This window comes from Streptomyces sp. NBC_00224, assembly GCF_041435195.1.
GTDB lineage: Bacteria > Actinomycetota > Actinomycetes > Streptomycetales > Streptomycetaceae > Streptomyces.
This window is the reverse complement of sequence record NZ_CP108107.1, coordinates 58,433-84,278: the sequence shown is the minus strand read 5'-3', so window position 1 is coordinate 84,278 and position 25,846 is coordinate 58,433. Positions and strand designations below refer to the sequence as shown.

At 70.4% G+C, this 25,846-nt stretch carries 27 protein-coding genes; 11 read left to right on the top strand and 16 right to left on the bottom strand.

Annotation, left to right across the window (positions count from 1 at the left end):
• Window positions 1–5 precede the first annotated feature (5 nt).
• Both OG965_RS40395 and OG965_RS40390 read right to left on the bottom strand, forming a co-directional pair.
• Entirely contained in the window at window positions 6–686 is a 681-nt protein-coding gene (locus tag OG965_RS40395) for a DUF4142 domain-containing protein (protein ID WP_371657213.1), read from the bottom strand.
• Window positions 687–911: 225 nt separating this feature from the next.
• Window positions 912–1,325 carry an ATP-binding protein gene (locus OG965_RS40390; protein WP_371657212.1) on the bottom strand — a complete coding sequence of 138 codons (414 nt, stop codon included), beginning with the start codon at window positions 1,323–1,325 and terminating at the stop codon, window positions 912–914.
• 338 nt (window positions 1,326–1,663) lie between these two features.
• On the opposite strand from OG965_RS40390, the gene OG965_RS40385 reads away from it, so the two are divergent.
• Together OG965_RS40385 and OG965_RS40380 are read left to right on the top strand one after the other, a co-directional pair.
• Window positions 1,664–2,704, top strand: a complete 1,041-nt coding sequence (locus OG965_RS40385; protein ID WP_331723632.1) for a hypothetical protein — start codon at window positions 1,664–1,666, stop codon at window positions 2,702–2,704.
• 227 nt (window positions 2,705–2,931) lie between these two features.
• Window positions 2,932–3,327: a hypothetical protein gene (locus OG965_RS40380; RefSeq protein ID WP_331723631.1), complete on the top strand. Its 396-nt coding sequence runs from the start codon at window positions 2,932–2,934 to the stop codon at window positions 3,325–3,327.
• A gap of 45 nt (window positions 3,328–3,372) precedes the next feature.
• On the opposite strand, the gene OG965_RS40375 is transcribed toward OG965_RS40380, so the two are convergent.
• The 9 genes from OG965_RS40375 to OG965_RS40335 all read right to left on the bottom strand — a co-directional run bounded on the left by OG965_RS40375 (window position 3,373) and on the right by OG965_RS40335 (window position 13,657).
• Complete coding sequence (locus OG965_RS40375; RefSeq protein ID WP_331723630.1) at window positions 3,373–4,824, bottom strand: NADH-ubiquinone oxidoreductase-F iron-sulfur binding region domain-containing protein; 1,452 nt, start codon at window positions 4,822–4,824, stop codon at window positions 3,373–3,375.
• Window positions 4,821–5,606, bottom strand: a complete 786-nt coding sequence (locus OG965_RS40370; protein ID WP_331723629.1) for a hypothetical protein — start codon at window positions 5,604–5,606, stop codon at window positions 4,821–4,823. Before OG965_RS40370 ends, OG965_RS40375 begins: the two co-directional genes overlap by 4 nt.
• A gap of 193 nt (window positions 5,607–5,799) precedes the next feature.
• Entirely contained in the window at window positions 5,800–6,591 is a 792-nt protein-coding gene (locus tag OG965_RS40365) for a hypothetical protein (protein WP_331723628.1), read from the bottom strand.
• Window positions 6,592–6,618: 27 nt separating this feature from the next.
• Window positions 6,619–7,746, bottom strand: coding sequence for a hypothetical protein (locus tag OG965_RS40360; protein WP_371657211.1), 1,128 nt, complete (start codon window positions 7,744–7,746; stop codon window positions 6,619–6,621).
• A 38-nt stretch (window positions 7,747–7,784) separates the two neighbouring features.
• Complete coding sequence (locus OG965_RS40355) at window positions 7,785–9,242, bottom strand: DUF1996 domain-containing protein (RefSeq protein WP_371657210.1); 1,458 nt, start codon at window positions 9,240–9,242, stop codon at window positions 7,785–7,787.
• A gap of 222 nt (window positions 9,243–9,464) precedes the next feature.
• Window positions 9,465–10,118 carry a response regulator transcription factor gene (locus OG965_RS40350; RefSeq protein ID WP_331723625.1) on the bottom strand — a complete coding sequence of 218 codons (654 nt, stop codon included), beginning with the start codon at window positions 10,116–10,118 and terminating at the stop codon, window positions 9,465–9,467.
• On the bottom strand, window positions 10,115–11,491 hold the full coding sequence (locus OG965_RS40345) for a histidine kinase (protein ID WP_331723624.1): 1,377 nt from the start codon (window positions 11,489–11,491) through the stop codon (window positions 10,115–10,117). The genes OG965_RS40350 and OG965_RS40345 overlap by 4 nt, the downstream gene beginning before the upstream one ends.
• Before the next feature lie 231 nt (window positions 11,492–11,722).
• Window positions 11,723–13,015 carry a serine protease gene (locus OG965_RS40340; RefSeq protein ID WP_331723623.1) on the bottom strand — a complete coding sequence of 431 codons (1,293 nt, stop codon included), beginning with the start codon at window positions 13,013–13,015 and terminating at the stop codon, window positions 11,723–11,725.
• A gap of 117 nt (window positions 13,016–13,132) precedes the next feature.
• Window positions 13,133–13,657, bottom strand: coding sequence for a hypothetical protein (locus OG965_RS40335; RefSeq protein ID WP_331723622.1), 525 nt, complete (start codon window positions 13,655–13,657; stop codon window positions 13,133–13,135).
• 533 nt (window positions 13,658–14,190) lie between these two features.
• Between OG965_RS40335 and OG965_RS40330 the strand changes: the two genes are divergently transcribed.
• Complete coding sequence (locus OG965_RS40330; RefSeq protein WP_371657209.1) at window positions 14,191–14,778, top strand: NPCBM/NEW2 domain-containing protein; 588 nt, start codon at window positions 14,191–14,193, stop codon at window positions 14,776–14,778.
• Window positions 14,779–15,003: 225 nt separating this feature from the next.
• Here OG965_RS40330 and OG965_RS40325 read toward each other — a convergent pair whose 3' ends face one another.
• Entirely contained in the window at window positions 15,004–15,678 is a 675-nt protein-coding gene (locus tag OG965_RS40325) for a haloacid dehalogenase-like hydrolase (RefSeq protein ID WP_331723620.1), read from the bottom strand.
• A 103-nt stretch (window positions 15,679–15,781) separates the two neighbouring features.
• Here OG965_RS40325 and OG965_RS40320 point away from each other — a divergent pair, with 103 nt between their 5' ends.
• The 3 genes from OG965_RS40320 (at window position 15,782) to OG965_RS40310 (ending at window position 17,905) form a co-directional block, all read left to right on the top strand.
• The gene (locus tag OG965_RS40320; protein ID WP_331723619.1) at window positions 15,782–16,996 is read left to right on the top strand and encodes a helix-turn-helix transcriptional regulator; all 1,215 of its coding nucleotides are present in this window, start codon (window positions 15,782–15,784) and stop codon (window positions 16,994–16,996) included.
• Window positions 16,997–17,081: 85 nt separating this feature from the next.
• Complete coding sequence (locus OG965_RS40315; RefSeq protein WP_331723618.1) at window positions 17,082–17,414, top strand: hypothetical protein; 333 nt, start codon at window positions 17,082–17,084, stop codon at window positions 17,412–17,414.
• Window positions 17,414–17,905: a hypothetical protein gene (locus OG965_RS40310; protein WP_371657208.1), complete on the top strand. Its 492-nt coding sequence runs from the start codon at window positions 17,414–17,416 to the stop codon at window positions 17,903–17,905. The genes OG965_RS40315 and OG965_RS40310 overlap by 1 nt, the downstream gene beginning before the upstream one ends.
• 100 nt (window positions 17,906–18,005) lie before the next feature.
• On the opposite strand, the gene OG965_RS40305 is transcribed toward OG965_RS40310, so the two are convergent.
• The 4 genes from OG965_RS40305 to OG965_RS40290 are packed head-to-tail and all read right to left on the bottom strand — an operon-like array spanning window position 18,006 to window position 21,298.
• Window positions 18,006–18,575: a transcriptional regulator gene (locus OG965_RS40305; RefSeq protein WP_331723743.1), complete on the bottom strand. Its 570-nt coding sequence runs from the start codon at window positions 18,573–18,575 to the stop codon at window positions 18,006–18,008.
• Between the two features lies 1 nt (window position 18,576).
• Window positions 18,577–20,178: a helix-turn-helix domain-containing protein gene (locus OG965_RS40300; RefSeq protein ID WP_331723616.1), complete on the bottom strand. Its 1,602-nt coding sequence runs from the start codon at window positions 20,176–20,178 to the stop codon at window positions 18,577–18,579.
• A complete protein-coding gene (locus tag OG965_RS40295; RefSeq protein ID WP_331723615.1) occupies window positions 20,175–20,477 on the bottom strand; it encodes an XRE family transcriptional regulator in 303 nt (100 codons plus the stop codon). Before OG965_RS40295 ends, OG965_RS40300 begins: the two co-directional genes overlap by 4 nt.
• A 56-nt stretch (window positions 20,478–20,533) precedes the next feature.
• The gene (locus tag OG965_RS40290; protein ID WP_331723614.1) at window positions 20,534–21,298 is read right to left on the bottom strand and encodes an SDR family oxidoreductase; all 765 of its coding nucleotides are present in this window, start codon (window positions 21,296–21,298) and stop codon (window positions 20,534–20,536) included.
• 104 nt (window positions 21,299–21,402) lie between these two features.
• On the opposite strand from OG965_RS40290, the gene OG965_RS40285 reads away from it, so the two are divergent.
• The 5 genes from OG965_RS40285 (at window position 21,403) to OG965_RS40265 (ending at window position 25,809) form a co-directional block, all read left to right on the top strand.
• On the top strand, window positions 21,403–22,347 hold the full coding sequence (locus tag OG965_RS40285; protein ID WP_331723613.1) for a sigma-70 family RNA polymerase sigma factor: 945 nt from the start codon (window positions 21,403–21,405) through the stop codon (window positions 22,345–22,347).
• An 89-nt stretch (window positions 22,348–22,436) separates the two neighbouring features.
• A complete protein-coding gene (locus OG965_RS40280; RefSeq protein ID WP_331723612.1) occupies window positions 22,437–23,084 on the top strand; it encodes an HAD-IA family hydrolase in 648 nt (215 codons plus the stop codon).
• A gap of 149 nt (window positions 23,085–23,233) precedes the next feature.
• Window positions 23,234–23,443 (top strand): hypothetical protein, encoded by a 210-nt coding sequence (locus tag OG965_RS40275; protein ID WP_371657207.1) that lies wholly within the window; start codon window positions 23,234–23,236, stop codon window positions 23,441–23,443.
• 150 nt (window positions 23,444–23,593) lie between these two features.
• Entirely contained in the window at window positions 23,594–24,853 is a 1,260-nt protein-coding gene (locus OG965_RS40270; protein WP_331723610.1) for a cytochrome P450, read from the top strand.
• Window positions 24,854–25,056: 203 nt separating this feature from the next.
• Window positions 25,057–25,809, top strand: a complete 753-nt coding sequence (locus OG965_RS40265) for a hypothetical protein (RefSeq protein WP_331723609.1) — start codon at window positions 25,057–25,059, stop codon at window positions 25,807–25,809.
• Window positions 25,810–25,846 lie beyond the last annotated feature (37 nt).

The window sequence follows — 25,846 nt, the reverse complement described above, 5'->3', positions numbered from 1 at the left end:
CCCGCTCATTTGGCCATGGACGGGAAGTCGACAAGGCCGGTCTTCTCCAGCATGCCGATGTGGTCGAGGACGGTGGTGTTCGCCTGATCGGCCAGCGCGCGGACCAGGCTGTTCTGTGTTTTGGCGCGCGTCTCCGCGACGAGGGGGAACACCTTCCCGTGCGCACTGCGCAGCAGGTTGGCGAAGTCCCGGTCGAAGGCCTGCCCCTGATCGGCGTTCATCTGGGCCAGCCATCCCTTCTGCTGGGTATTGGGCTCAACGGGGAGTGGAACGTTGAGGAGCTGGGCGTCCTGGGCCACGGTGTTGTTCAGGTCCTGGTGCCCCATGAGCAGATGCATGCCCGCCTCCTTCACCGAGGGGCTGCTGCTGCGGCTCTGCGCCAGCTGGCCCGACGGCAGCTCCCACAGACCCGCGAGAGCGATCTTCCGCATGAACTCCCGGTCGGCCGGAGTGAGCGGCCCCTGGGCCGTGTTGACGACACCTCGGCCGTCGTCCGCCAGCGCGGACGCGGGGGCGACCCCGATCCCCTGGCGGGCCTCGGCGAACGGTTTCACCGGGAAGAGCAGTGCGGAAACGGTCGTGGCCAGTCCCAGGACTATCACCCCGGTCACCAGGGGCCTGGGTATCTGGAGTTCACGGCCGGGAGCGGACGGCCCCCTGGGGGCCGTGGTGGTGCGGCGGAACATCACGACAGGATCCTCCTCGGTGGTGGGGTGCGGCGGGGGAAGCGGCGGGACGCGCAGTGGAGCCCGAGAGCAGGGCGGGATAGGCGGGGGCCTGCCCTCGGGCATCCGGTGCGGCCGACCCTTTCAACAGCCGCACCGGGCCCCTCGCCCGTGGGGAGGCGAGGGAGTCTGAAAGGGGCGGGAACAAGGCCCGTACGGGCTCACGGGCCCGGTCACCGGGTGGCCTCAGCAGGCCCGCGCGCCCGTGGCGCGAGGAGCCGCGGGTCCCAGTTCGAACCACGTGATCTTGCCCAGGCGGTGGCGCCGCCTCCCCCAGGCGTCGGCCAGCGCGTCGACGATCACGAGCCCCCGGCCGTGTTCGTCCTCCGGGCCCGCCGGCTCCGGCCTCGTGTCGGTGGGGTCGATGTCACTGACCTCGACCCGCACCCGGGCTCCGGTCCAGGAGACGGACACCTCGTTCGGCCCTCCGCCGTGCTGAACGGCATTCATTATCAGTTCGCTTGCCAGAAGTTCCAGACAACACATCAACTCCTCGTCGAGCGGATACCTTCTGGCGCGCGCGACCCCGACAACTCGACGGCGTGCGCGGCGCACTGTCTCCCGGCCCTCCGGCACACGGAACGTGTAGGGGCTGCTCATATCCTCCAGTAACCCCATCGCACAGGCCTTTCGTTCGGAAGAGCCGGCTCTCAGACTCTCCGGCTTCGATACGCACCCCGTAAAGGCCTTTTGGGAAACCGGAAAAGTTCTCGTACTCCCTTGCTCGCGGATTGCCAAACGTCCGCAGCCTCGTGCTGTGCGCGGCCGACGCGGCGCCGCCCGGCCTCCCGCGCGAGTCGATCCCGGGGGGCGGGCCGCACCGAGGCACCTCGAAGGCACTCCCCCTTCGCCGTGGGCGGGCCCGCGTCCTTGTAATTTGTGAGCGATCCCCATGCCTCAGCCCGCACCGCAGTTCCCGGGCGCGAGAGGAGAATCCGATGGTTTCCACCCTGAACGAGAAATCCACCGCTGCCTCCGCACGGGCACCGGACGACATCCTCATGTCGCGTGTGCGTGCGGGCCACCCCGCCGAATTCAGGCCTCTCTACCACCGGCACTATCCGGCCGTATTCGCCTATGCCCTCACCTGCGCCCGGACCTCACTGGACGCGTACGAACTCACGCTCCAGGCATTCACCGAAACGCTCCAGCGGCTCATCGGCAAGGAACGCCCGAAGGACCATCTGGCGGGATCCCTGCGCCTCCAGCTCATGGACAGCGTCCGTACCCTCGCCGTACGCAGGTGCGCACAGGACGGCGAAGGGTTCTCGCCGCGTTTTCGCGAGTGGGTGGCCGCCGGCGCACCGTGGCCCCTGCAGGAGAGAGAACAGTTCACGCTGGCCTGGGAGAAGTCCTCCCGGGACGCCCGCTGCCTGCTGTGGCACACCGTCCTCGACCGGGACGAGCCGCTGCTCGCCTCGCGGATCACCGGCATCGACCAGCGCGCGATCGAGGACACCCGCGCCGGCACGCTGAGCTCGCTGCGTTACGGCCGCATGGCGCTCTATCTGGGGCGGCTGGACGTCCTTCCGGAATGCCGGGACGCCATCCAGGCGCTGGCGGTCCAGCCCAACAGCCCGACCCCTCTTCATCATGCCTATGCGTGCGAGAGCTGCTACGAGGTGTACCAGGACGTCGCGCATCTCGACGCCCGCCTCACCTCGCATCTGCCCGGGCGCCTCCTCGGCTGGTGGCCGACCCTTGAATACCCCACCCTCAAAGCGTCCGTCATGTCGCCCTCCTCCGACCCGCCTTTCCTGGAACGCGCGATCCAGCAGGCGAGAACCGCTCATGACCAAGGACCGAAGGCCGCCGGACCACTCGTCGCCCTGCGGAAACGCCTGGGACTCGTCATCGCCGGTTTCGCCGTTGGCGTCATTCTCGGCGCCCTCGTGACCTCTGTATGGGCGGACGGTCACCGGGAGTCCGGCACGGCGACCACGAGCGACCTGATTGACCGACAGCGACAGCACAACTGAACGCCTTGTCAACGGAGCATACAGTTTCAGGCAATTGCTTCCGGTACCACACCCGGTCCGATACAACGGAGGGGCAAGATTTTCGGTACGGAATTGTTTCCCCCGGGATCTCAGGAGAGGCGAGCAGCGTGTCCGTCATTCCCGCACCGCCATCGGAATCTTTTGGTGTAGCAGTCTTCGAGCCCCACCTCTACCGACTCATAGCCGGAATGCGCAACGAGGATTTCATGAAACTCCGCGCGCGCGTACTCGTACGCCATTCGGACATCCCCGAGATCTGCGCGCTGCAGACGAGTTTCTACTCCCCCGCCCGTACGGACATGCCGGGTGTCGTCACCACGGACGACACCTGGAAGGCGTTCGCCCAGCACGACTTCCGGTACATGATCGGGCCGAACAGCCTTGCGCGGCGCGAGTGGCGCAAGGACCGCACGGAGGCCGACGTCCAGCTCGGCAGGAACGTGCGCGTACAGTCCGACGTCCACCGGTGGGTCGCGGACGTCCACACCTATCTGGCGCGGAGTCCGGCCGCGGCGATGGGCGGGTGGGTCTACACCCCCACCCCGTTCGTGGAGAGCGCGCGCTACCGGACGCTGATCGACATCTACCGCGCCGTGGGATGAGGCCGAAGGCCGCTCCCGGCCCCGGCCCCGGCCGGCGTCCCGCGCTCAGGCCTCGATGCGCAGGGCGAGCGCAGGGCAGCGGCGTACAGCCTTGAGGGCGTCCTCGCGGTACTCCGCACCCAGCGACATCCTGGGCGACACCGGATAGGAGTCGGGGCCGAGCTGGACGACCTCGGGCAGGACGTCGGCGCACAGGCCGTGGCCCCGGCACAGCGTCCAGTCCACCACCAGGCTCTGGTTCTTCGCCGCCTCCTCGTTCGTCAGCGGGAGCACGCCCAGGACTGGCCGCCCGCATCCGTCCGACTGGACGTGCCGGGCCACATCGTCCCCGAAGATCGAGAGCGCGGAGGCGACGAATTTGGACGTGCCGTCCGGATGGCTGCAGGCGCCCCGGCCCACGACCCCCTTGATATGGGTGAACACCGCGTCGTACGCAGCCAGTCCGCCGCCGCCCGCCAGCGCGGCCAGCTCGTCGGCCAGGCGGGCGAGCCCCCACACGCACGGGCCGCACTGCTGCGCCGACTCGCCGGCCATCCACCGGGCCACCCGCGCGACCTCGCCCACCGGGCAGGTGTCCTCGGGCAGCGGCAGCACGGCCCCGGCTCCGAGCGTCGCCCCCAGGGACTTCATGGACTCCCGGGAGACCAGCGCCTGCTGTGCGGCCATCGGGTCGAGCCACAGGCCGTGGTAGCCCCCGACCAGGACGCCCTGCCCGGCCGCCATGCCGCACATCTCCAGCACGTAGTTCAGCGGAACCCCGGTGGGGCACTCCACGACGAGTGAGCCGGACATGGTCAGCAGGACGGTTCCGGGCTCCTCGGCCAGACCGGTCCTGCGGTAGCCCGCCGCACCGAGCCTGGAGGCGACGGCCAGCTGGGCGAAGGTCTCCGTGTTGGAGAACAGGGTCGGCACACCGTCGAGCCCGCGCTCACTGGTGCGGACCTTGCGCCCGGTGGGAAGCGCCTGGCCGTTGTTCAGCCCGTTGGTCATGGCGGTGCTCTCGCCGGTGACGAAGCGTTCCGGCAGCCGTTGGGCCGCGATGTCGATGGTGGAAGGACCCCGCTCGGCCAGCGCGTCGACCAGCGCCTTCTCGACGTCGGGGCGGGTCACGCCGAGGACGACCTGGTCCGCGCCGATGGCCGCCGCCGCCAGCTCCGCCCCGTCGATCACCAGGTGCGGGGCGCGCAGCAGCAGGGCGGTGTCCTTGAGGCAACTCGGCTCCCCCTCACTGCCGTTGACGATCACGGCGGGCTTGTCGGTGCCGGCCGCCGCGGACTTCATCACGGCCTGGAGTTTGCGCGCGAAGGGGAATCCCGCGCCGCCGCGCCCACGCAGGTCGATGGAGGTCGCGAGCTCCACGAGGTCGTCGGTGCGCAGCAGTCTCAGCGGACCGTGGACGTCGAGATGCTGGTCGCGGTCCATCCGCTCCGCTTTCTCCAGCCCCGCGAGGAGGGTGGGCGGCCCGAAGGACATGATGTCGGGCTGGACCAGGCTCATTCCGACCGCCTCTCATAGACCAGACGCGAGGGGATCGGCTGCGTGGGGGCGCCGCCGGGAGCCGGGCCCCGGGCTGTCGGCGGTGCGTAGGCGGGCGTCGGCTGCTGTGGCGACGGTGACGGCGACGACGGCGGTGCCGCCGCTGCCCGGGCCTCGCGCCGCGGCTGCTTCTGACCGTCGAGACCGGTGCCGGCTCGTGACCGCAGCAGCAGCACGACGGCGACGAGTGCGACGCAGGCGGTGTACGAGAACGTCACCCAGTCCGCCGCCTCGCGCCCCGCCCTGAGCCCGTGGAGCAGGGCGGCGCCCCAGCCGAGGTACGCCGACATGTGCAGCACCCGCCACATCCGGGACCGCTGCGGAGACGTGAACGAGCTGCGCGCCGCCCCGGTGAGGGCCACCCCCACGAACGTGTAGCCGGCCAGCGTGCCAAGGCCGACGAGGACGGGCTGCGAGGAGTCGGTGAACGGCAGGGCCGCGGCGGACGCGGACACCCGGTCGCGGGCGACCTTGATCCAGATGTGCAGGGCGAGGAAGGCGAGACCGGCGACCGCGAGCACGCGGTGGACGCGCTGGGTGAACAACCGGTGCTCGGAGTAGAGGAGTTTGCGGTCGGGAGCCACCAGGCCCCACATGACCGCCGAGGTGAGCGACACGAGGGCCAGCACCCCGGCACCGAAGTCGAGGAAGTCCTGGATGAGGGGCGAGAACTGCACGGCCGTGACGAACAGGGTGGCGAGCGCCGCGACGACCAGGAGCCCGGCGCCGGGCAGCAAGCTCATGCGCCGCGCCACGGCGTCTCTGATCGCCTCCGTCTCGGGAGGCCCGGCCGACCCGCCACGGGATCGGGAACGCTGACTGGGTGGCATAGGGCTTGGTCCTTCGGATCATGCGGGTGCGGTGCCCGGCAGGGGGCTGCCCGCACAGGACGGTCGTGTGTCGGGGGGAGGCGAGGGGATCGAGGCGGGCGGCTCGTCAGCCGGCCGACGCTCCCTCGTGTGCGGTCCCGTCGGGGGCGGCATGGGATGCGGTCCCGTGCGGGTCCGGGTGGGGTGCGGTGCCGTGGGGGTCCGGGTGGGATGCGGTGCCGTGCGGGTTGGCGGGGGTCGCGGTCCCGTGCGGGCTGGCATGGGTGGTGGTGGCGTGGGGGTTGGCCGGGGTGGCGGTCCCGTGCGGGTTGGCGGGGGTGGCGGTGCCGTGCGGGTTGGCCGGGGTGGCGGTGCCGTGCGGGCTGGCGGGGGTGGCGGTGCCGTGCGGGCTGGCATGGGTGGCGGTGCCGTGCGGGCTGGCCGGGGTGGCGGTGCCGTGCGGGCTGGCCGGGGTGGCGGTGCCGTGCGGGCTGGCGGGGGTGGCGGTGCCGTGCGGGTCCGAGTCGCCCGAGCCGTGGTGGGTGCTCCCCTTCTGCAACTCACCGCCGAGCTCTGCCTTCAGAGCCTCCGCCGCGCCCTCGGGCTGGGAGACGACGACCCACCGCGGCCCCACCAGGTAGGTACCGCCGTACGCCTTCGCTTCGTCGAGCCAGACCTTTTCCCCTCCAGCGGAGGAAAAGCTCATCACCCAGTAATGGTTCCCCTTGGCCTCGCAGGCCGCTTCGCGCAGCTCCTGGGCATCCACCGCCGTATCCAGCGTGCAGCCGATGGCAGCGGCGATCTCCGCGCTTCCCAGGGGATGTTCCTGCTCTTCGCCCACGAGACCCTCACGGACCGCGAGGCCGACCGAACCGAGTGCCGCCGCCAGACAGGCGACCAGGACAACCAGACGTTTCACCGTGTGCCGCCTCCGTCGCCGTGCGCCCTATTTGCCCACGCTGCCGCCACCCCGCCCGACCGCTGACCAACAGTTGTGGAGGCCCTGTCCGTTGACGTCCCTGATCCGCCTGTCCCCGTTGAAGGTGAACATGGGCTCTCCGTTGATCACGAGTTGGGCGATCCCGTCGGAGCGCTGCACGCTGCTGATCAGCTTGACGTCGATGCCGCTGACGAGCGAAATGTCCACGGCGCGGGCCGGCGTCCAGTTCCCGAGACAGCCGCCCCGGCAGGTCGTCTGCCGCCTGCCGCCGCCGTTGCGGTACAGCGTCCGCCCGGACGAGTCCACGATGATCTCCCCGAGGACCGGCTGGACGATGACGGTCAGTCCGTTGTCGCCGCGTCCGCGCCCGTCCCGGGACGAACCGCCGCCCTGGCGGTTCTGATCGGCGGAACCCGTACCTCCTCCGCCGCCCCGTCCGCCTCCCGAGCCTCCCATTCCTCCCGAGCCTCCCATTCCCCCCATGTCCCCCATGCCGCCGGAGCCCTGCGGCTGCTTGCCCTTCCCCTGGCCGCCGGCCCCTCCGCCGGCCCCTCCGCCGGGAGCGCGCTTCCCCTCGGGCGTGGACGCGAACCAGGTGTTCTTGACCCCCTGGCCCTTGGTGTCACCGGGGCGCGCGTCCTGTGAGTAGCGGTACAGCGGCCAGCCCGCCAGAGTCGCCTGGCGGGTCCCGTCGGCGCGCTGGACCGAACCGAGGTCGGCGGCCTTGATGCCGGCCCCGCCGGACACACCGTCGGCGGGCACCGGGGGCCACGTCTGTGCGCAGGCGCCGTCGCAGCTCGACTTGGGGGGCTGGGGCGTGTCGTTGTCGAACCGGTAGAGAGTGTTGCCCTGGCTGTCCATCACTATCGGTCCCAGGGCCGCGTCCTGGCGTACGCCCAGTTGCCCGGCTCCCGAGCCCGGGCCGCCACCGAGCGGCGCGCCGCCGGGAGAGGTGGAGGGCCCGCCGCCTCCGGGGGGCGGCGGCAGGGGGGGCAGGGCTCCCCCGGACCCGGCGTTGGGAACGGTCGAGGGCGGCGGCGGGTCGGGGTCCTTGGTGCCACAGCCCGCCGTGAAGAGGAGGACGGCTGAGACCGCCCCGGTGACGACCGCGCGGAGATGGCGTTTCCTCAACATCACTGCCCTTTCGTTTCGGCGGCACGGCTGCCGCCGCCTCAGTTCTCGCACTGGCGGCCGCTGTTGATGCAGTTCACGGCCCGGCGCATCAACTTCTGAGGCATCACATTGATGAAGTCCCCGTGATCGGTGACCGGCTTGTGCACCTGCTCCGGGAAGCTGTCGATCGCGAAGAACGCGTTCTTGGGAACGTCGTAGGCGAGCACCATGGTGAGCTTGGGGACGGCCACGAACTGCTTCGGGCACGACCCGTCGCCCTTCGGGAACACGACGTGCGTACGGTGGTTGGCACTGTCGGCGTTCTTGCCGTCCCAGCAGCTCGGAAATTCAAGGTTCCGCACGACACGGCTGCCCTGCGGGCAGATCGGGTACTTGTCCTTGAGCTGGCGGTCCTCGAACCCGGTGCAACTCCACGAGGCGTTGGCGTTCTTGACGCCGTCCGTGAACGCCTTGGCGTCCCCCGTGATGACGCGCATGAAGGGCGGCATCTCCGTCACGTTGTCGACGGCGTTCCCGTCCATGGTGAGCTTCACGTCGGCGGGCTGCAGGATCTTTCCGACGTTCTTGTCCTGACCACCGCCCGGTGCCTTCGCGTCGCGCTCGCGCGAGCCGTCCAGCAGGCGCAGGACCGGCCAGTAGTACGCCGATTTATCCCCGTTGCTGCAGGTCGTGCCCGCGCCGGAGAGGCTGTCGTTCGTGGAGAACGCGCTGGTGTCGAGGTTGCCCACATAGTCGTGCATATGGTGCGCACCGTTGCTCACACCAGGCGCCACGATGACGTTGTCGGGGTTCGAGTGACCGTTTTCGTTGCGGCCGCACTTGGAGGTGAACTGGCCGCCCCCGGATGCGTTTTTCCCATTCCCTTTGCCCCCGGCATTGGGGCGGACCTGGGTGATGTCCGCGAAATCCTTGCGGGAGAGACCCTGCCCCTGTCCGACGTTGTCCTCGTCCGCACCCCCGTCCCCGCCCCCATTCTCATTCCCGTTGCCGTTGCCGTTGTCCTTGGCCTTCCCCTTGCCCTTACCCTTTCCGCGCCCCCGCAGAGAAACGATGCTGTCGGCCTCGCTCGATGCCGTGACGACCTTGCAGGAAGCCATCTGCCTCGGGTCCATGGGGGCCGAGGACGACCGCGCCAGGGCGCCGGAGATCCGCGTGAGGATCGGCATGCGCTGTACCCATAGGTCGTTCACCAGAGCGTCCCGCTTGGCGACCGGAGTCTGCTGGAGACGGTCGTAGGCGCCGCTGACCTGCACATCGAGGAGGGCGACACTCTCGTCGACCATCTGCTTGTCCGCATCGGACACCTGGCTGAGACTGTCGGTGAGGTCCGGGCACTGAACAGTGCTGGCGCTCGCAACGAGGCCGGGCGAACCGCCTGTGTAGTTCGATACGGCGGCGACGGCCGCCGTACCCGCGAGCGCCACCACGGCGAGGAAGGGAATCAACTTCCCACGCTGAGACCGATTTCGATTTCGATATCGACGACCACGCCGCATGTCGCTCTCCTAAATCTGTGGCGATTCGCACTCGACGCACCTACCCGTAGCACGTTCCCGAAAATCAGCGACACGCTCAGGACAAGGACGACAATAAAGCATGGACATGCAGGGACCAGCGGTCCGTTCGGATTGGATAAAGAACTCGTCCGGTTGTTTCGGATTGCCAAGGGGTATGTAGGCTCACGAGCCGCACCCACCGGCCGAGTTCACGTGCCGGACTCATGAGTCGAGCAGCCCGGCGGTACAGGCGAGCGTGGCCGCCTGCACTCTGTTCGCCACACCGAGCGCGCCCAGGAGCTCGCTGACCTGGGCCTTGACGCGGGACTCGGTGATACCGAGCTCGACGCCGATCTGCGCGTTCGACAGACCGCGGGCGAGCAGGGCCAGCGTGCCGCGCTGCCGGGCGGAGAGCCGGTCCAGCTGTTCCTGGGCGCGGTTGGCACGTACCGCGGTGGAGCAGGCGTACCGGTCGATGAGGCGGCGGGTCATCGACGGCGAGATGAGCGCGTCTCCCGTCTGCACGGTCCGGACGGCGGCGATCAGGTCGTGGGGCGAGACGTCCTTGACGATGAACCCGTCCGCCCCGGCGTCGAGCGCCGCGTAGAGGTGCTCGTCGAGCGCGTGCGCGGTGAGGACGACCACGCGCGGGCGGAACGAGCCGCTGAGCAGCTCACGCGTGGCGGCGAGGCCGTCGACGCGGGGCATGTTGATGTCGACGAGGACGATGTCGGGCCGGTGCGTGCGGACGGCGTCCACGACCTGCGAGCCGTCGCTCGCCTCGCCGACGACGACGATGTCGCCGGCGGCCTCCAGGATCAGCCGGATGCCCTGCCGCACAAGGGTCTCGTCGTCGACGAGCAGGACGCGGATCATGGGGTGTTCCCTGTCGTCGAGCCTGTCTTGGTGCCTGCCGTGGTGCCTGCCGTGGGGATGGTCGCCTCCAGGAGGAAGCCCGCGTCGGAGGTCGGGAGGGTCACCAGCGAGCCGCCCATCCCCGCGATGCGCTCGCGCATGCCGACCAGGCCGTAACCGCCGCTGGGCGGGCGTCCTCCCGGTGGACTCGCGGCCGTGGGCGCCCCGTTGCGTACGCGGACGTGCAGTTCGCGCGGGCTCGCGGCGACAGTGAAATGGATCGGGGCACCGGGTGCGTGCCGCAGGGCGTTCGACAGTCCCTCCTGGACGACCCGGTAGGCGATGTCGTTCGTGTCCGCGCCGCTCTGCGTGACTTCGCCGCTCATCTCCCACGACACGGAGGCACCGGCCTGCTGCGTACGGACCACCAGGTCCTGCACTTTGCCCCGCCAGATACCGGTGGTCTCCTCGTCCGACACGGACCCCTGCGCCGCCGGGTCGGCGTCGGAGCGCAGCACGTCGAGCAGATCCCTGAGTTCGGACATGGCCCGGCGGCCGAGGTCGCCGATGAGGCGGGCGGTGTCCGTCACGGGTCCGTCCGTGGAGCGGATTTCCAGGGCCCCGGCCTGGATGACCGACAGGCCGACGTAGTGGGCGACCACGTCGTGCAGGTCGCGGGCGATCCGGGTGCGCTCCTCCAGCCGGGCGTTGAGCGCCGTCAACTCCTGCTCGCGTTCGAGGCGGCGGGCGCGGTCGCGCGCGAGCTCGATGTACAGGCGGTACGTACGGACCGACGCTCCGATCAGTACCGGGGCGGCGACCAGGGGAGCGAGGTGGCCCAGGACGTATTCATTGAACAGTGCGATGGGTGGAGGCGCGGGCAGCCCCGGCGGGGGTGGGGGCGGAGGGAAGGCCACCGTCAAGGCGATCGGAATCGCGGCACCGGCGAGGCCGACGAACACGGCCCAGCGGTGTCGCCCTTGCACGACGAGCGTGTACAGCGCGACCGGGTACAGCTCCCTCACGCCGTGCACCGACAAGGACACGACGGCCAGCACGGCGGGAACGAGTGGCAGGCGGCGGCGCAGGAGCACCGAGAGCGAGGCCGCGAGCGACGCGTACACCGACACCGATACGGCCAGTGGCGAGGGCTGGGCGAACGGCACCCCGGGATCGGCGGGCATGGCGGGAAACAGGGCGAGGGAGAGTGGGGCGAGGAGTGCGTAGGCGGTGGCTACCGCCGCCAGCATCAGGTCATAGATGAAGCTGCGTAGCTTCGGCCGTGGAGCCAGCCCCGTGAGGGGACCGGGTTCCTCGGTCCGCCGGGTGTCGGCGCCGGGCGTTTCCGGCTCGACCGGCTCGACCGGCTCGGACTGCCGCTCTCCCCGGGACACCGTGGATACCGTCGACTCCAGGCCGGACACCCGTTACACACCCCGCAGAGCGAGGGGGTGGTGCGGCCGCGCAGCGGCCGCCTCGGAAATACACCCGCGTTTCTTGGCCGCCACGAGATCTGCCACGTGGGGAGCCTAGACAACCACGAAACCGGAAAGCGGCGATTTGTCCGCTACTGACAGATCTCTCCGGGGCGGCCGGCCGGTTCATCAGGGGAGGATGAGGGGTGGTCAGACGAACGGCGGCATGTCCGGCATCCCCGGCATCCCCGGCATCCCCTCGGGGCCACCGCCGGGGAAGCCGGGGAAGCCGTCGGGACCGCCGGGACCACCGGGGAGACCGGGGAGACCGGGGAAGCCCGGCATGCCCGGCCAGCCTCCAGGGCCACCCGGGCCCGGCATGCCAGGCATCTCGGGCATACCCCCGGTACCGCCAGGCAGGCCCGGCAGGCCGGGCAGACCAGGCAGGCCCGGCATGCCGCCACCGCCACCCCCTGGTATACCGCCACCACCACCGCCACCGCCCGGCATCCCCCCGGGCCCCCCGGGCCCACCAGGCCCACCAGGCCCACGGCCGGGGAACCCCGGCATACCGGCACCACCCGTCGCGCCTCCGGGCATCCCACCAGGCATCCCGTGAGGCATTCCACGAGGCATCCCGCCGGGCATCCCGCCGGGAAGTCCGGGCCCGCCGCCGGCGCCGCCGGGCTCCGCGCCCCGCGCGGGCCCGCCCGAGGAGTTCTGCTTCACCCAGTCCCGGAAGGCCGAGACGTCCGTGTAGATCGCGTTACCGGTGTCGCAGCGGGATTCGCCCTGGGGCCCGCTCCCCGTACCCCTGCTCGTAGCACCCACCAATTGCCACTTATCGGCATTCTTGACGAGCGCGGGACCTCCCGAATCGCCGAAGCACGCGGTGTCGCTCGCCGTCCCGCCGACGCACAGTTCCTTGCCCGCCACGAAGGTGCTCCCGCACGAACTGCCGGATTTGACGGCGGTGTTCAGCATCTTCAGCTGACGCGGCGGTTCGGGCTGGCAGCCCTTGACGGGGCACTTGTCCTGGCCCCACCCGATCAATCGCAGCTCCGCGTCCGCCTTCGGCGGCGCCGAGGCGATCTCGGCGGGCGTGTTCGGTACGTCGTCGGCCAGGACGAGCAGCGCGATGTCCTGGCCCGGCAGGTTCTGCGAGGTGTCGAAGGGCACCACCCTGGCGACTCGGGCCACGGTGCCACCGGCGGCGCGGTCGTTCGATCCGATACGCACCGTCATGGATGCCGCGTTCTGCCCCATGACGCAGTGCTTCGCCGTCACCATGACCTTCGAGCCGATGAGGGTGGCACCGCAGTCATGTTGCCCGTTCACTTGAAGCGACCCCATGAACGCATACGTTTCCGCCGCGGGCTGCCCACCTATGATCAGCGGCGAATCCGCGTAGGCGGCACCGAGCACCGCCGCCGTACCGCCGCCGACGGCCAGCGCCACGAAGGCTCCCGCGAACGTACGATTGATCTTCCTTCGATGCCTCATAGCGCCGACCTACTCCGCCCGGATACGTGGGGAACAAGCGGGAGCAACCGCTCGTCAGGTGCGGAATTGAGTCAACGCCGGACGACCGGGGCCGGACGTCCGCCCTAAGGGGTATGTTCAGCCGGCCGACCGGCCGTGCTCCGCGGCGAACCACTCACGGCGCAAGTAGGCGCGTACGGCGTCGCGTTCGGCGTCCTGGCACCCGTCCCCGAGCGCCGACGGCAGCGCGCCGGTGACACTGGTGCCGTACCGGTGGTCGTAACGCACCAACTCGTCGGCGAGGTCGGAGGAGTCGGTACGGAGCTCGTCCCCGGCGGGCGGCCCACCGGGCACTTCCCGGTACGGCCGGGGCAAATACCCACCCGGCACCTGGCACAGAGCGAGGACGTCCAGGACGACCCCGCTCTCCAGCAGGTCGTCCCGGCACTCCAGCGCCACGCCGAACGCCTCGCTCCGCACCGCCTCGGGCAGCCCGCTGGCATGGGCGGCCGTCAGAGCGGCACGGTCCATCGCGTACCGGTACACCAGCGCGGGGACGAGTTCGACCACGCGCCCCAGACCCTCGCCGTACGCGGCCCGCGCCGCCCCGCTCGGACCCCAGCCCTGCCAGGGCTCTTCGGCGGATGGTCGGTGTGCGCTCATGCCACGACGCTACCTGCGAGCGACCGCGGACGAGAAAAGATCGATCCGGTTGCCCCGACCGGGCGTCCATCGCCACGGAGCTGGTGGTGCCCGCCGTGTCGGACCTTCCGGGATGGGCTTCGCCACGACGCTTCGCTCCAGAACTCGCTTTCGTGCCCCTGCCGTTCCGGAGAGGCGAGCCGCTCCTCTCCGTGGCTCTGCTTCTGTGAAACGCGGGGGCGGAGGAACGTGACACGACCACGGGAAATTCTTTTGGGCCGTGGCGGAAGTGGTAATGACGGCTCCACTCTCCGGGTCGCCTATCACGGCGTGATAGGGCTCAACCCGGGTCCCCTTGCCGCCTGTTGGCCTCTCTGGCAAGAATCTGTCTGTTCTGCATACGGCAACGACGGCCACAGGTGTAACGACGGACGACGACAGACGGGGAGTCGGAGATGAGTACGGGACAGCCGGGTCCGGGGTTACCCCCTCGCCCACCGTCACCACCACCGACGCCGCCACGCAGCGGCCGAAGAGCCGAAACCGCGGCGCTCGTGACCGCGTTCACCGGCCTCGCCGGGCTCCTGCTCGGATTCTTCGGAGTCCCCTCGTTCGTGACGCCACCCACCGCGCGCACGGTCACGGCCACGACGACTGTCACGGCAACGGCGACAGTGACAGCTTCCCCCGCTCCCGACCCGAGCGGATCCACGAGCTCGCCTCCGAGCCCACGCGCCGACGGGACCAAAGACGTACCGCTGACCGACATCGCGCCTCTCGGTGGGTCATACGTCAACTGGGCGGTCGGGCCTGTGGTGATGGGTGGCAAGCGCTTCTCCAATGCCGTCACCACCGAGCCGGGCAACGGCGAAAGTGTGGGCTACAGCATCAACGAGCGCTACCAGAGCCTCACCGCCACCGTCGGTCTTGACGACGACGGCCTGGCGTATCCCGCCACAGTGACGTTCAAGAGCGGTGACGAGAGCGGCAAGACCCTCAAGACGGTGACCGCACAGATCAATCGGCCGGCCAAGGTGACCGTGGAGCTCACGGGCGTCGCCATCCTCACGATCGAGGTCGGGCAGGCCGACTTCAAAACTCCCAAAGTCGCCCTCGGTGATCCCGTGCTCCACCGCCTCTGACAGCCGCCGCCACACGGCGGCCCGGCCTGGTGCGGCGGCGTCGGCGCCGCCGTACAGGGCGTGGACGCAGTCAGTCGTCCTTCTCCCCGAGCGCCATTCGCAGCCAGTCCAGCGCTGGGCGTGCTCGTAGCCTGCGCCCGTATTCGATGCCCTGGAGCATGCACTCCAGCTTGTCGGCCTCGCGGGCGCAGACGGCTTCGGGCGACGCCTGCGGTCGAGCCCCGGTCAGCCGACACCGTCCCGCACCAACTGCACCAGCAGACCCACATCCCGCAGATCCGGCAGCGCGACATCGGCGCCGACCGCCTTCAGATCGGCCTCGCTGCTCCTGCCGGAGGCGACGGCGATGACCCGTACCCCCTGGGTCCGGCCGCCCTCGACGTCGGCCGGAGTGTCGCCGATCAGAATCGCGTCAGCCGCAGCGACGCCCGCCTGGTCGAGGGCCAGTCGCACCAGGTCGCCACGCTCGTCGGCGTCCTCGCCGTAAGCCCCGATCTCCCATTCGATGTGTGTATCCAGGCCGAACACGGACAACTTGATCCTGGCGGCGGCCTGGATGTTGCCCGACACCACCGTCTGCCGGACGCCCGCCGCGGCCAAGGCCCCCAGGGCCACCGCGGCTCCGGGAAGTGCCTGCCCTCGTTCCCGGAGCTCGGCCGCTCGCTTCAGATGCTGCTCTTCGAGGGCCTGAGCGAACCGCTCGAAGTCTTCCCGATCCGTGACCAGCCCGTGCAGCTTCGCGGTCTCCCGGAAAATGACCGGTTCGGTGATCCCGTCGATCGCCGCCTGCTCCCGCATCGGCACACCCGTAGCCGCGAGGAACGCCGCCGCCGACAACTCCCGCCCCACCCCGCACGTATCGATCAGCGTGTGATCGACATCCCACAACACCAGCCGCATGTCGTCCTCCCCAACTGCCCGGAAAATCCACTGGGTTACGAGAGTCGACCCAAGCGGGCACACAGCGTGCCCGAACACCGTTTCTCGCCCTACGCTGACCACTATGGACTCACCGAGGCTGCCCGTCGGTGAGCGGATCGTGTACTACCGCCGAGAGAACGGCAACCGCACGCGAGCCGCCGTCGCCGGGCTCTGCGGCATCAGCGAGCGCTACCTCGCCTACATCGAGGGCGGTCAGCGCATCCCCTCCCATGGCGTCCTCGTCCGCATCGCCGCCGAACTCGGAGTCCCCGTCAGCGCGCTCCTCACCGAGGTCGACACGCCCGAACAAGCAGCCCCGCTGACCGTCGCACCCGCCATCGCCCAAGCCCTCATGGGCTACGGGCCGCCACGCTCCCGCGACGTCATCCCGGCCGCGGAACTCCGCGATGCCGTCGAGGCGGCCTGGCGGATCTGGCAGACGTCCAAGACACGCTTCACGGAAATCGCCACTGTGCTCCCTCGACTGATCGGAGAGGTCGAGCACGCCACTCGCGCACGCCGTCTCGGAACCGACGCCCCGGCACGGCGCGACGTCCTGCGTACTGCCGCTGACCTCTACGGATTGACACGCTCCTACTGCCGCCGCACCGGCCGCAACGACCTCGCCCTCATGGTCGCCGACCGGGCTCTGCGCGCCGCCGAAGATGCCGACGATCCCATCCGTATCGCGGCAGCCAGCTGGAACATGGGCCACGTCATGCTGTCCGACCCGCACGAAGGCGCCGTGGAAGAAGCCGCCGACATCGCACTCTCCGCCATCGAGACCCTCAGCCGAGGCAAAGAGACCCGCGAAGCCCGCGCCATGGCCGGGGCTCTCCAACTCGTCGCCGTCGTCGCCTCCGCCCGTCGCCGCCAGTGGTGGAGAGCCCGCGACCGACTCACCAACCAGGCGCGCGGCCTCGGTGACCGCGCGGGTGAGGGGAACGTTCAGCACACGGTGTTCGGCCCTACCAACGTCGCTCTGCACGCGCTGAGCATCGAGATGCTCGCCGGGGAGGCCGGGGAAGCGCTGCGTGTGGCCGACAGCATTGACACCCGCCAACTCCCCAGCCGCGAAAGGGCATTCACGTTCACCCTTGAAGTGGCGCGCTGCTACGCCATGCGGCACGAAGACGCCGCGACTCTCGTCCACCTCCTGCGCCTGGAGGAACTTTCCACCGAGGACCTGGCTCGCAGCCCAGCCGCCCTCGATCTCCTTGCCGACCTGCGTAGAAGAGCCCGGCCCACGTACCGGGACCAGGTCGACGGCCTCGCAGCGAGGGCGGGACTGACATGAACTGAGAGTTCATGCGAACTCTCAGTTCATGGTGTGCACCGCCCCAGCCCCTACCGTCTCCCCATCCCCGAGGAGACGAGGCGACATGTCCACCCCGCCCACAAACCCTTCCGCCACAGGCACCCGCCTGCAGGCGACCGGCATCGAGGACGCGCTCAACCGCCGGCCGGACGACCCGGCGCGGTACCGGCGCTGCGAGGTGTGCCACGAGATGGGCGCGGACGTCGTCACCCGCATGTTCGTCACCAACTCCGGCGGCGCCCACACGAGCTACGCGCACCGTGGCTGCGCCGGGGTGGCCGGGGCCAGTGAGGTACTGGACGGCGGGGCCTTGGAACCAGCCCCGCTAGCCGCCCCCGCCCGCGCGACCACGGAGGACTGCCGCGTCGGCCTGCACGCCGAGGTGATCACGCCGTGATGACCCAAGCCGCCACAGCCATCACCAACTGGCTCGCCTCCACACACCACGTACCCGCCCAGGCCCGGCGGGAGTTCGACGTGGGTATCGCCCTCGTGCCGACCGGCGAGCAGTTCGACGCCATCCGCCTGCCCGCCCCCGTCGTCCACGCGGCCGCAGGCAGCCAAGACCCGGACGCCGTCGCCGCATACCTCACCGAGGCCCTGAAGAACGGGGCCGTCATCCACGACGCGTACGGCATCGGCGTCTGGTACTACGCACTCGTCCCACCGGGCACCCACACCCACTGGCAGGTGCCGGACGTCGAGTGCCTACGGCCCGGAACCTGGCTGGGAGTACCCCGCCTCGACCTCACCGCACGCCCCGGCCCGCACTGGACCCTGCCACCAACCGCCGTCGGCAGCGTATGCGCGGCCCAAGCCGTCGTCGACCTCGTCGCCCTCGGGCAGAACAGACTGCGCCAGACGCCGACGCCGGAGCGGACGCCATGAGGTCCGTGATCCGGCACGCGGAATGGACCCTCGGCACCGACACGACACCCGCTCTACGAGCGCACAGAGACCAAGTGAGCCGAGCAGCGGGCGCGCAGCCTCACGCCGCAAACCCCACATTCGTCACGTACTCGTACTGCCCCCACTGCGACCCCAAGTCCTCGATGACATCCGTCCACGCCCCGTCCAACGCCTCCGCATCCGCCTCCGCCCACGCCTCAACGATGCGGTCCCACCGCCGTACGTTCAGGGCCCGGTACTCCACCACCCGCTGCCGCGGACGCGGCACCTGGGACTGGTTGAGGGGGTGCAGCTCCACCCGCGTGCCCCCCGCCGAGTTGAGGCGGCGCAGCAGATGGCGGGCCACGTTGTGGCGGCGGACCGTCCAGTACGCCGCGTCGATCCGCTCCAGGTTCGCCGCCGTCGGGTTACGGACGCCCGCCAGCCACGCCTTGACCGTACGGTCGGTGACCGTGAGCCCCGCCTCCCGCGCCGCCGCCCACGCATGCGGCGTACGCGTCAGATAGTGCAACCGCGCCATCAACCCTCGCTTGACCGTGACCGGCGTCGCGATGCCGCCCGCCAGCCCGTCCAGGACCCGGGACACGGCCTCGCTGCCCTTGATGCCGCGCGCCCCGTACTTGCCGAACTCATGGCTCTGCTCCGGCACTTCAGTCCTCCACACCCTCAGCGACAGCAACAGCGCCGGCGGTATACGTGTCCTTGACCTTGACCTCCGTCACGCCCCGGCCCTCCGCGAACACCCCGCGCCAGTCGCCGATCACATGGAGTTCGTCGGTGCCCATCGCCCGTACCACCGCCAAACCCTCGTCGTGCGCCTTGTACGCCTTCATCCAGAGGTTGGCGAACGCCTGGGAGCGGATGATGTGCATCCAGTCCGGACGGTACAGCTCACGGTTGTAGTTCGACTCCCCCATCGTGGAGACGAACTTGGAGTACATCGCCTTCACGTACTCCAGCGTCACCTCGTCCCCGTCCGTGATCGCCGCGTCACGGGCGTCCTTGAGGGCGATACGGAACTTCTCCAGGAGGTTCTCCGTCGCCCCGGACGTGAACGACTCGTGGATCTCCGGGGGTTCGCACAAACCGTACTTCGGGCCCGACAGCCGTTGCAGCAGGCGCAGGGTCGGCTCGGTCACCCACAGCGGGCCGGGCTCGTCGCGGTTGCCGATCGGGTTCGGCAGTACGTCCTCGTGCTCCCACGCCGGCGGCGTGATCAGGTGTACGCCCGCCCGGCGCCGGTCGTGCGCGAACCCGGTGGAGTGCTCCAACTGCCCCAGCGGCAGATGCGTCTTCAGGGCCGACAGGTACGCGCCGTTGATGTCGAGCGCCGTCACCTCGTGCTCACCCGGCGGCAGCTCGCGCCGCGTCCATTTGGGGCGCGCCTCCCAGATCTGGTCGGCACCCTTGGCCGTCTGCTTGCGCAGCACGTCCGGGATCCAGGGGTGGGCGATGATGTCGTAACGCGCGCCCTTGCGCGACTCGTCCAGCAGCCGCATCGCGTCCGGGATCGCCCGCTTGACCAGCGCGGCGGTGGCCGCCTCGATGTCCCCGTGATGCTCGGCGAGGGCCCCGCGCACAGCCTGGGTGACGAGGTCGGAGGGCTCGGGACGGGGAGGCTGGAAGGCCCGGCGGGTGGGGGGTTTGGGGGACCCGGCCGGAGCGGTCGCGGACGTGGCAGGCCTCGACGATTCCGTACGGGCTGGGGCGGCCGCCTTCTCCGTACGGGCCGGGACCGCCGGGGCCGGGGCCTCCGAGACCACAGCCTCCGGAACCGAAGCCGCCGGAGCCGAAGCCGTCTGCCCCGCCTCCTCGCACTCCGCCGGATCCAGATGCTGCGCGAACCCCGCCACCCGCTGCCGGGCCGGCCGCCCACACAGCACGCACGGCTCGGGCGCACCGAGCAACTCGACATCGTCCCCGGCCTCATCCGCATCCACCGGTTCAGGCTCAGGTTCGACTACAGGTTCAGACCCCGGTTCAGACCCCGGTTCAGACTCCGGTTCGTACTCCTCCAGCCGCTCCCGCACCCCCTCCAGCAGATACGCGTACCGCGTACGCACCTCGCCCGACGGGTCACGGCCCGTCTCCCACCCCGTGACCGTCGACGGGCTGACACCGAGCGCGCGGGCGACCTGCGCCTTCGAGAGGCGGGCGGCCTCGCGCAGCCGCAGGCGCTGCTCGGGCGCCGGGAGCACGGCCTCGGGCCCGACCGAGGCGAGCAGCGAGTCGATCGCGTCGAAGTCGCTCACCGTCCCGCCACCCCGTCCTTCACGTTCCCGTTCACGTTCACGTTCTCGCCCGTCCGCAGCGCCCGCGCCTCACACGCCCGCGTCGGCCCTGCCAACAGCTCCAGAGAACCGATCCCATAGTGCGCGGCCAGCACATCACAGTCGCGCAGGCTCCACGCCGTGGTGCCCGCCTGACGCCGCGACACCTGAGTCTGCGTCAGACCCAGCACCACGGCCAGGTCCCGCTGCGACTCGCCCGTCGCCTGCATCAGCGCCGCCACGGTCAACCGCAGCGACTCCTCAAGCCCCAGTCCTCCCATAGACCCCACCCTACCAACCAGCGATGCGAAAACCGCATGGAACCGAGGAATAAGGACTACCCCAGTCGCTCGGCGAGGAACGCCTCCCAGGTGCGCTCGCCCAGCGTGGCCGTGCCGTCCAGGCAGAGGTTCTCGCCCGCCCGGTAGGCGCGCCCCGCCTTGCCCGGCAGGGGCACCGGAACCAGCAGCCGACGCGTGCCGCGCGCCTGGAGATACGTACGGATCAGGTCCCCCATCCCGTACGTCTTCGGCCCAGCCAGGTCGGGCGCCTGCCCGGACGGCTCGCCCAGGGTCAGCTCCACCAGCCGGGCCGCCACGTCACGCGAGTCGACCGGCTGGAAGCGCAGGCCCGCCGGAACGGGGACGACCGGCAGCTTGGTCATCTTCTGCGCCATCAGCAGGATCAGGTCGTAGAACTGGGCCGCGCGCAGCCCCGACCACGGAATGCCGGACAGCCTCACCGCCTGCTCGGCCGCCAGCTTCGCCCCGAACCAGCCCAGCGGGACGCGGTCCGCGCCGATGACGGAGACGTACACGAGGTGCCGCACCCCGACGTCGGAGGCGACCCGTACAAGGTTGGTGGTCGCCTCGTCGTCACCTTTGGGACCGCCCGCGAGGTGCAGGACGACGTCGGCGCCGTCGACCGCGAGCCCGAGCCCCTCGGGCCGCAGCAGGTCGGCGGCGACGTACTCGACACCGCCGCCGTCCTCGCGACCGTGGCGGCTGAGCACGCGTACGTGGTGGCCCGCGTCGAGCAGGAGCGGGACGACATGACCGCCGAGCGTGCCGGTGCCACCGGTGACCAGGATCGTTGACGCCATCGCTGCTGCTCCTCAATTCGTTTCGTAGAAGATGAGCAGGTAAGCGGTGATCTACTTCTCTGGACACACCGCGCGTGAGGAATGTGACCGGAGGAATGGGGCCAATGGACGAGCACATAGCGGAGCCACAGACGCAGGCGCAGGCGCAAACACCGGCGCAGACACAGACACTGACGGACCGTTTCGAGCAGGACCGGACCCATCTGCGGTCGGTGGCCTACCGGATGCTCGGCTCGCTCAGCGAGGCCGAGGACGCCCTGCAGGACGCCTGGCTGCGCGCCAGCCGCGCCGACATCAGCGACGTCGAGAACCTCGGCGGGTGGCTGACGACGGTCGTGGCGCGGGTGTGCCTGAACATGCTCCGCACCCGCCGCACCCGCGGCGAGGACCCGCTGGACGAGGTGACCCCCGACGCCGACACCGGCGGCCCCGACCAGGAGGAGGGGCGGCCCGACCCCGAGCAGGAAGCGGTCATGGCCGACTCGGTCGGGCACGCGCTGCTCGTCGTACTCGACACGCTCTCCCCGGCGGAACGGCTCGCGTTCGTCCTGCACGACATGTTCGCCGTGCCCTTCGACCAGATCGCCCCGATGATCGAGCGGACCCCGGCCACCGCCCGCCAACTGGCCAGCCGCGCACGCCGACGGGTCAAGGGCGGGACCACCGCACCCGCCCCCGACCTGGCCCGCCGCCGCCAGGTAGCCCAGGCCTTCCTGGCCGCCACCCGCGAGGGGAACTTCGAAGCCCTGGTCACACTGCTCCACCCCGACGTGGTCCTGCGCGCCGACAAGGCGGTCGTCCCCTCCCCCGAGCCCATCTTCCTCGGCGGCGCCGTCACGGTCGCCAAGGCCGCGATGGCCGCGATCGGCCGCGCCCGCTTCACCGGCGTGGCCCTGGTCGACGGAACCCCCGGCCTCACCATGGCCCCGTACGGCCGCCTGCGCGTGGCACTCCGCTTCACCTTCGCCGACGACGCGATCACGGAGATCGACGTCATCGCGGAACCGGCCCGCCTGAGCGAACTGGAGATCACGGTCGCGGACGCCTGACGGCGGACAACCGCAGGTCGGCCCGGCCCGGCCCGCCGAACCCGGGGCCGGACCGACCTGCGCCAACCCACCGACTACGCTCACCGATCATGCAATTCTCAGCCGACGCCATCCTGTTCGACAGCGACGAGACGCTCGTCTCCAGCATGCGCTCGGTCGTACGGGCGTGGACCGGGTGGGCCGCGGCGTACGGCATGACCCTTGAGGACGTCGCCCGCGTCGAGGTGCACGGCAGGCCGGCCGCCGCGATCGTGGCCGAGCTGCTGCCCGCCGCGCAGGTCGCCGAGGCCGTGGCCCGGCTGGAGGACGCCGAGGTCGCGGACGCGGTCGCAGGCGGCGTCGTGGCCGTCCCGGGCGCGCCCGAACTCCTCGCCGCGCTCCCGCCGGACCGCTGGGCCGTGGTGACGTCCGGCACCCGGCGCGTGGCCGAGGCCCGTCTCGCCCAGGTCGGCATCCGCCCCGCACACCTGGTCACGGTCGACGACATCACCCACCACAAGCCCCACCCCGAGCCGTTCCTGCTGGCCGCCGAGCGGCTGGGCGTCGCCCCGGCCCGCTGCGTGGTCGTCGAGGACGCCCCCGCCGGCCTCACCTCGGGCCGGGCCGCCGGAATGAAGACGATCGCCCTCACCAGAACCCACCAGGCCCACGAACTCGACGCGGACGCAACCGTCGCCGACCTCACCGCCGTATCCGTACGGGTCACGGCAACCGGCCTGGAGATCACCGTCGGCTGACCGGCAAAGACCGCCACACGCCCGACGGATACGCAAAAGGCAGGGCATTGCACGCCCATCGCGCGGGCGTGCCTTCTTCGTGCCTATTGCGTTGTACGGGCATGAATGTATGTCGAGTTCTCAGTACTGTGGTGGCAGGGTCGGCGTTGGTGGCTGCAGTGGCACCTTCTGCTCAGGCGTTTGACCTCGGCCGGACCATCAGCAGCGCCGCACAGACGGCCTCCGTCGCCGGGCAGAAGGCGAAGCCCGTGGCCGAAGGGATTGTCGGGCCCAATCTGAACAAGCGGGTCAAGGCAGTCGGGGATGCCGTGAAGGCCGGGACTGACGCCGCCAAGGCCGGGCACGACCTGGTCAGTTGAGTTCGCGGGCAGTTTCAGGGGAGTCCCATTTCCCCTTGCCCGATCTTTCCGCCCTCGGGGATCACCCGGGGGCGGACTTCCATTTTGTGCGACTTAGTGGCGGGTGGGACATTGTCCGTTGGTACGGGTAGTGCGAGTAGTACGGATCGTATGAATCACACGGACGGTGTCGAATTCGATCTCGCCGATCCGCGGTTCTGGACACTCCCCCGCGAGCGCCGCCTCGAAGCCTTCGCCCTGCTGCGGCAGTTGGACCGGCCCGCCTACTTCGTAGAGCGGGCCGCGGCCGGGAGGCGGCGGCCCGAGCGCGGGTTCTACGCGCTCGTACGGCACGCCGACGTCGTCGAGGCCAGCCGGATGGCCGACGTGTTCGCCAGCGCGCCCGGTGCCACGTCCCCCGAGCCGCCCCGCTGGGTGCGGGGGGTGTTCGGGGACTCCATGGTCAACCTGGACGGGCCGCGCCACGCCCAGCTGCGGCGCGTGGTCTCGCGGGCCTTCACCCCCCGCGTCCTCGCCGACGCCGAGAGCGGGATCCGGGACCTCGCCGCCCGTATCGTCGACGACCTCGTGGCCACCGGGGCCGACGAGTTCGTCTCCGCCGCGGCCTCGCGCATGGCCTTCGAGGTCATCTGCGACATGCTCGGCGTGCCCGAGCCGGGCCGGGTGGAGATCGCCCGCCAGGTCGACCGGGCCTCCGAGAACGCCGGGGTCGCCCGTACGCTGCGGGCCCGCATCCGGGTGCCCGGGCGCGGACTGCGGGCGCTGGGCCGGATGCAGCTCACCGTCGCCGCGCTCGGGCGTGAGCGGCGCCGGCGGCCCACCGGGGACCTCATCTCCGCCCTGGTCAGCGCCGACGTCGACGGGCAGGCCCTCAGCACCCGCCAGCTGGGCTCCTTCTTCTCGCTGCTCATGGTCGCCGGCGTCGAGACCACCCGTAACGCCATCGCGCACGCGCTCGCCCTGCTCACCGACCACCCCGAGCAGCGCGAACTGCTCACCTCCGACTTCGAGCGGTACGCCGACGGCGCCGTCGACGAAATCGTCCGCGTCTCCACTCCCATCATTCAATTCCGGCGGCATGTGATCCGTCCTCATACTCTGGGCGGGCAGGCCTTTGTGCCCGGGGACCGGGTCATGCTGCTTTACGCCTCCGCCAATCGCGACGAGGCCGTGTTCGACCGCCCGGACGCCTTCGACATCACCCGGCGGCCCAATCCCCATCTGGGGTACGGGGGCGGCGGGCCCCATTACTGTCTCGGCGCCCATCTCGCCCGCGTCGAGATCAAAGCCCTGCTGCGCGAACTGCTGAGCCGCCCGCTCGCCCTGCGTGCCGTGGGCGTGCCGGATCTCGGGCATTCCAATTTCGACAACCGCGTACGCGCACAGCGGTGTGCGTTCGCCTCCAAGTGAGACCGGGTGGGACCACGCCCATAAACCCGTAGGCCCACAGCCCCGTAGACCCGAACAGATCATCCGACTTGCGCTAGACGGGTTGCCGCGCACCCCCTCCCGTACGGACACGCCCGCGGATACGGCCCTTCCCGCGATGCCCGGAGTATTCCTATGACCATCTGGTCTTTCTCCCCGCATTCCCGTCGAAGGGTTTGTTCGGCATGCACAACATCTCTGGTTCTGTCGCACGGGCCGCCCTGGTGGCAGGCCTCATCACCACGCTGGGTACGGCGTACAGCGCGGCCGCGGCCAGTGGCGATCCCGTCGGGGAACGCTCCTCCACGCCGCCGGGCGCGGCGTCGGCCCCGTTCGCCGCCCAGGCTGACCCCCAGGCTGATTCCCGGGCCGACTCCCAGGCCGCCAGCGGCGCTGACTCCGCATCAGGCCCGCGCGACGACCACGACGGTTACGCCCGCGACGACCACGACCGCCCCGGCTACGGGCACGGACACGGACACGGGCACGACAACGGCACCGCTGACGACCACGGCGACGACTACGGCCATGAGCACAGCGGCGACACCCCCCGCCCGCACCCCTCCCACCACCAACCGTCCCCGCACCACCCCTCCAAGCACCCTCACCACCCCCCGCACCACCCCAAGCCGTCGCACACGCCGACCAAACACCCCCACCCGCACCCCCACCCGCACCCCACTCCCACCCACACCAAGCCGACCCACCCGGGGACTCCGGACCACACCACCCCGCCCGGCCACACCACCCCTCCGGGTGACAACCAGCCGCCGCACCAGGGCAAGCCGCCCCAGGAGAGCAAGCCGCCGCAGATGGCGGACACCGGCAGCGACAGCCTGCCGCTCGTCCTCGGCGCGGCCGGCGGCACGCTGCTCATCACCGGTGGAGCCGTGCTGGCGCTGAGCCGACGCGTGGCCCGCCACCAGCAGACGCAGTAAACCTCCGTTACTTCTGCACGCCGGGCGCGTTTAGCCA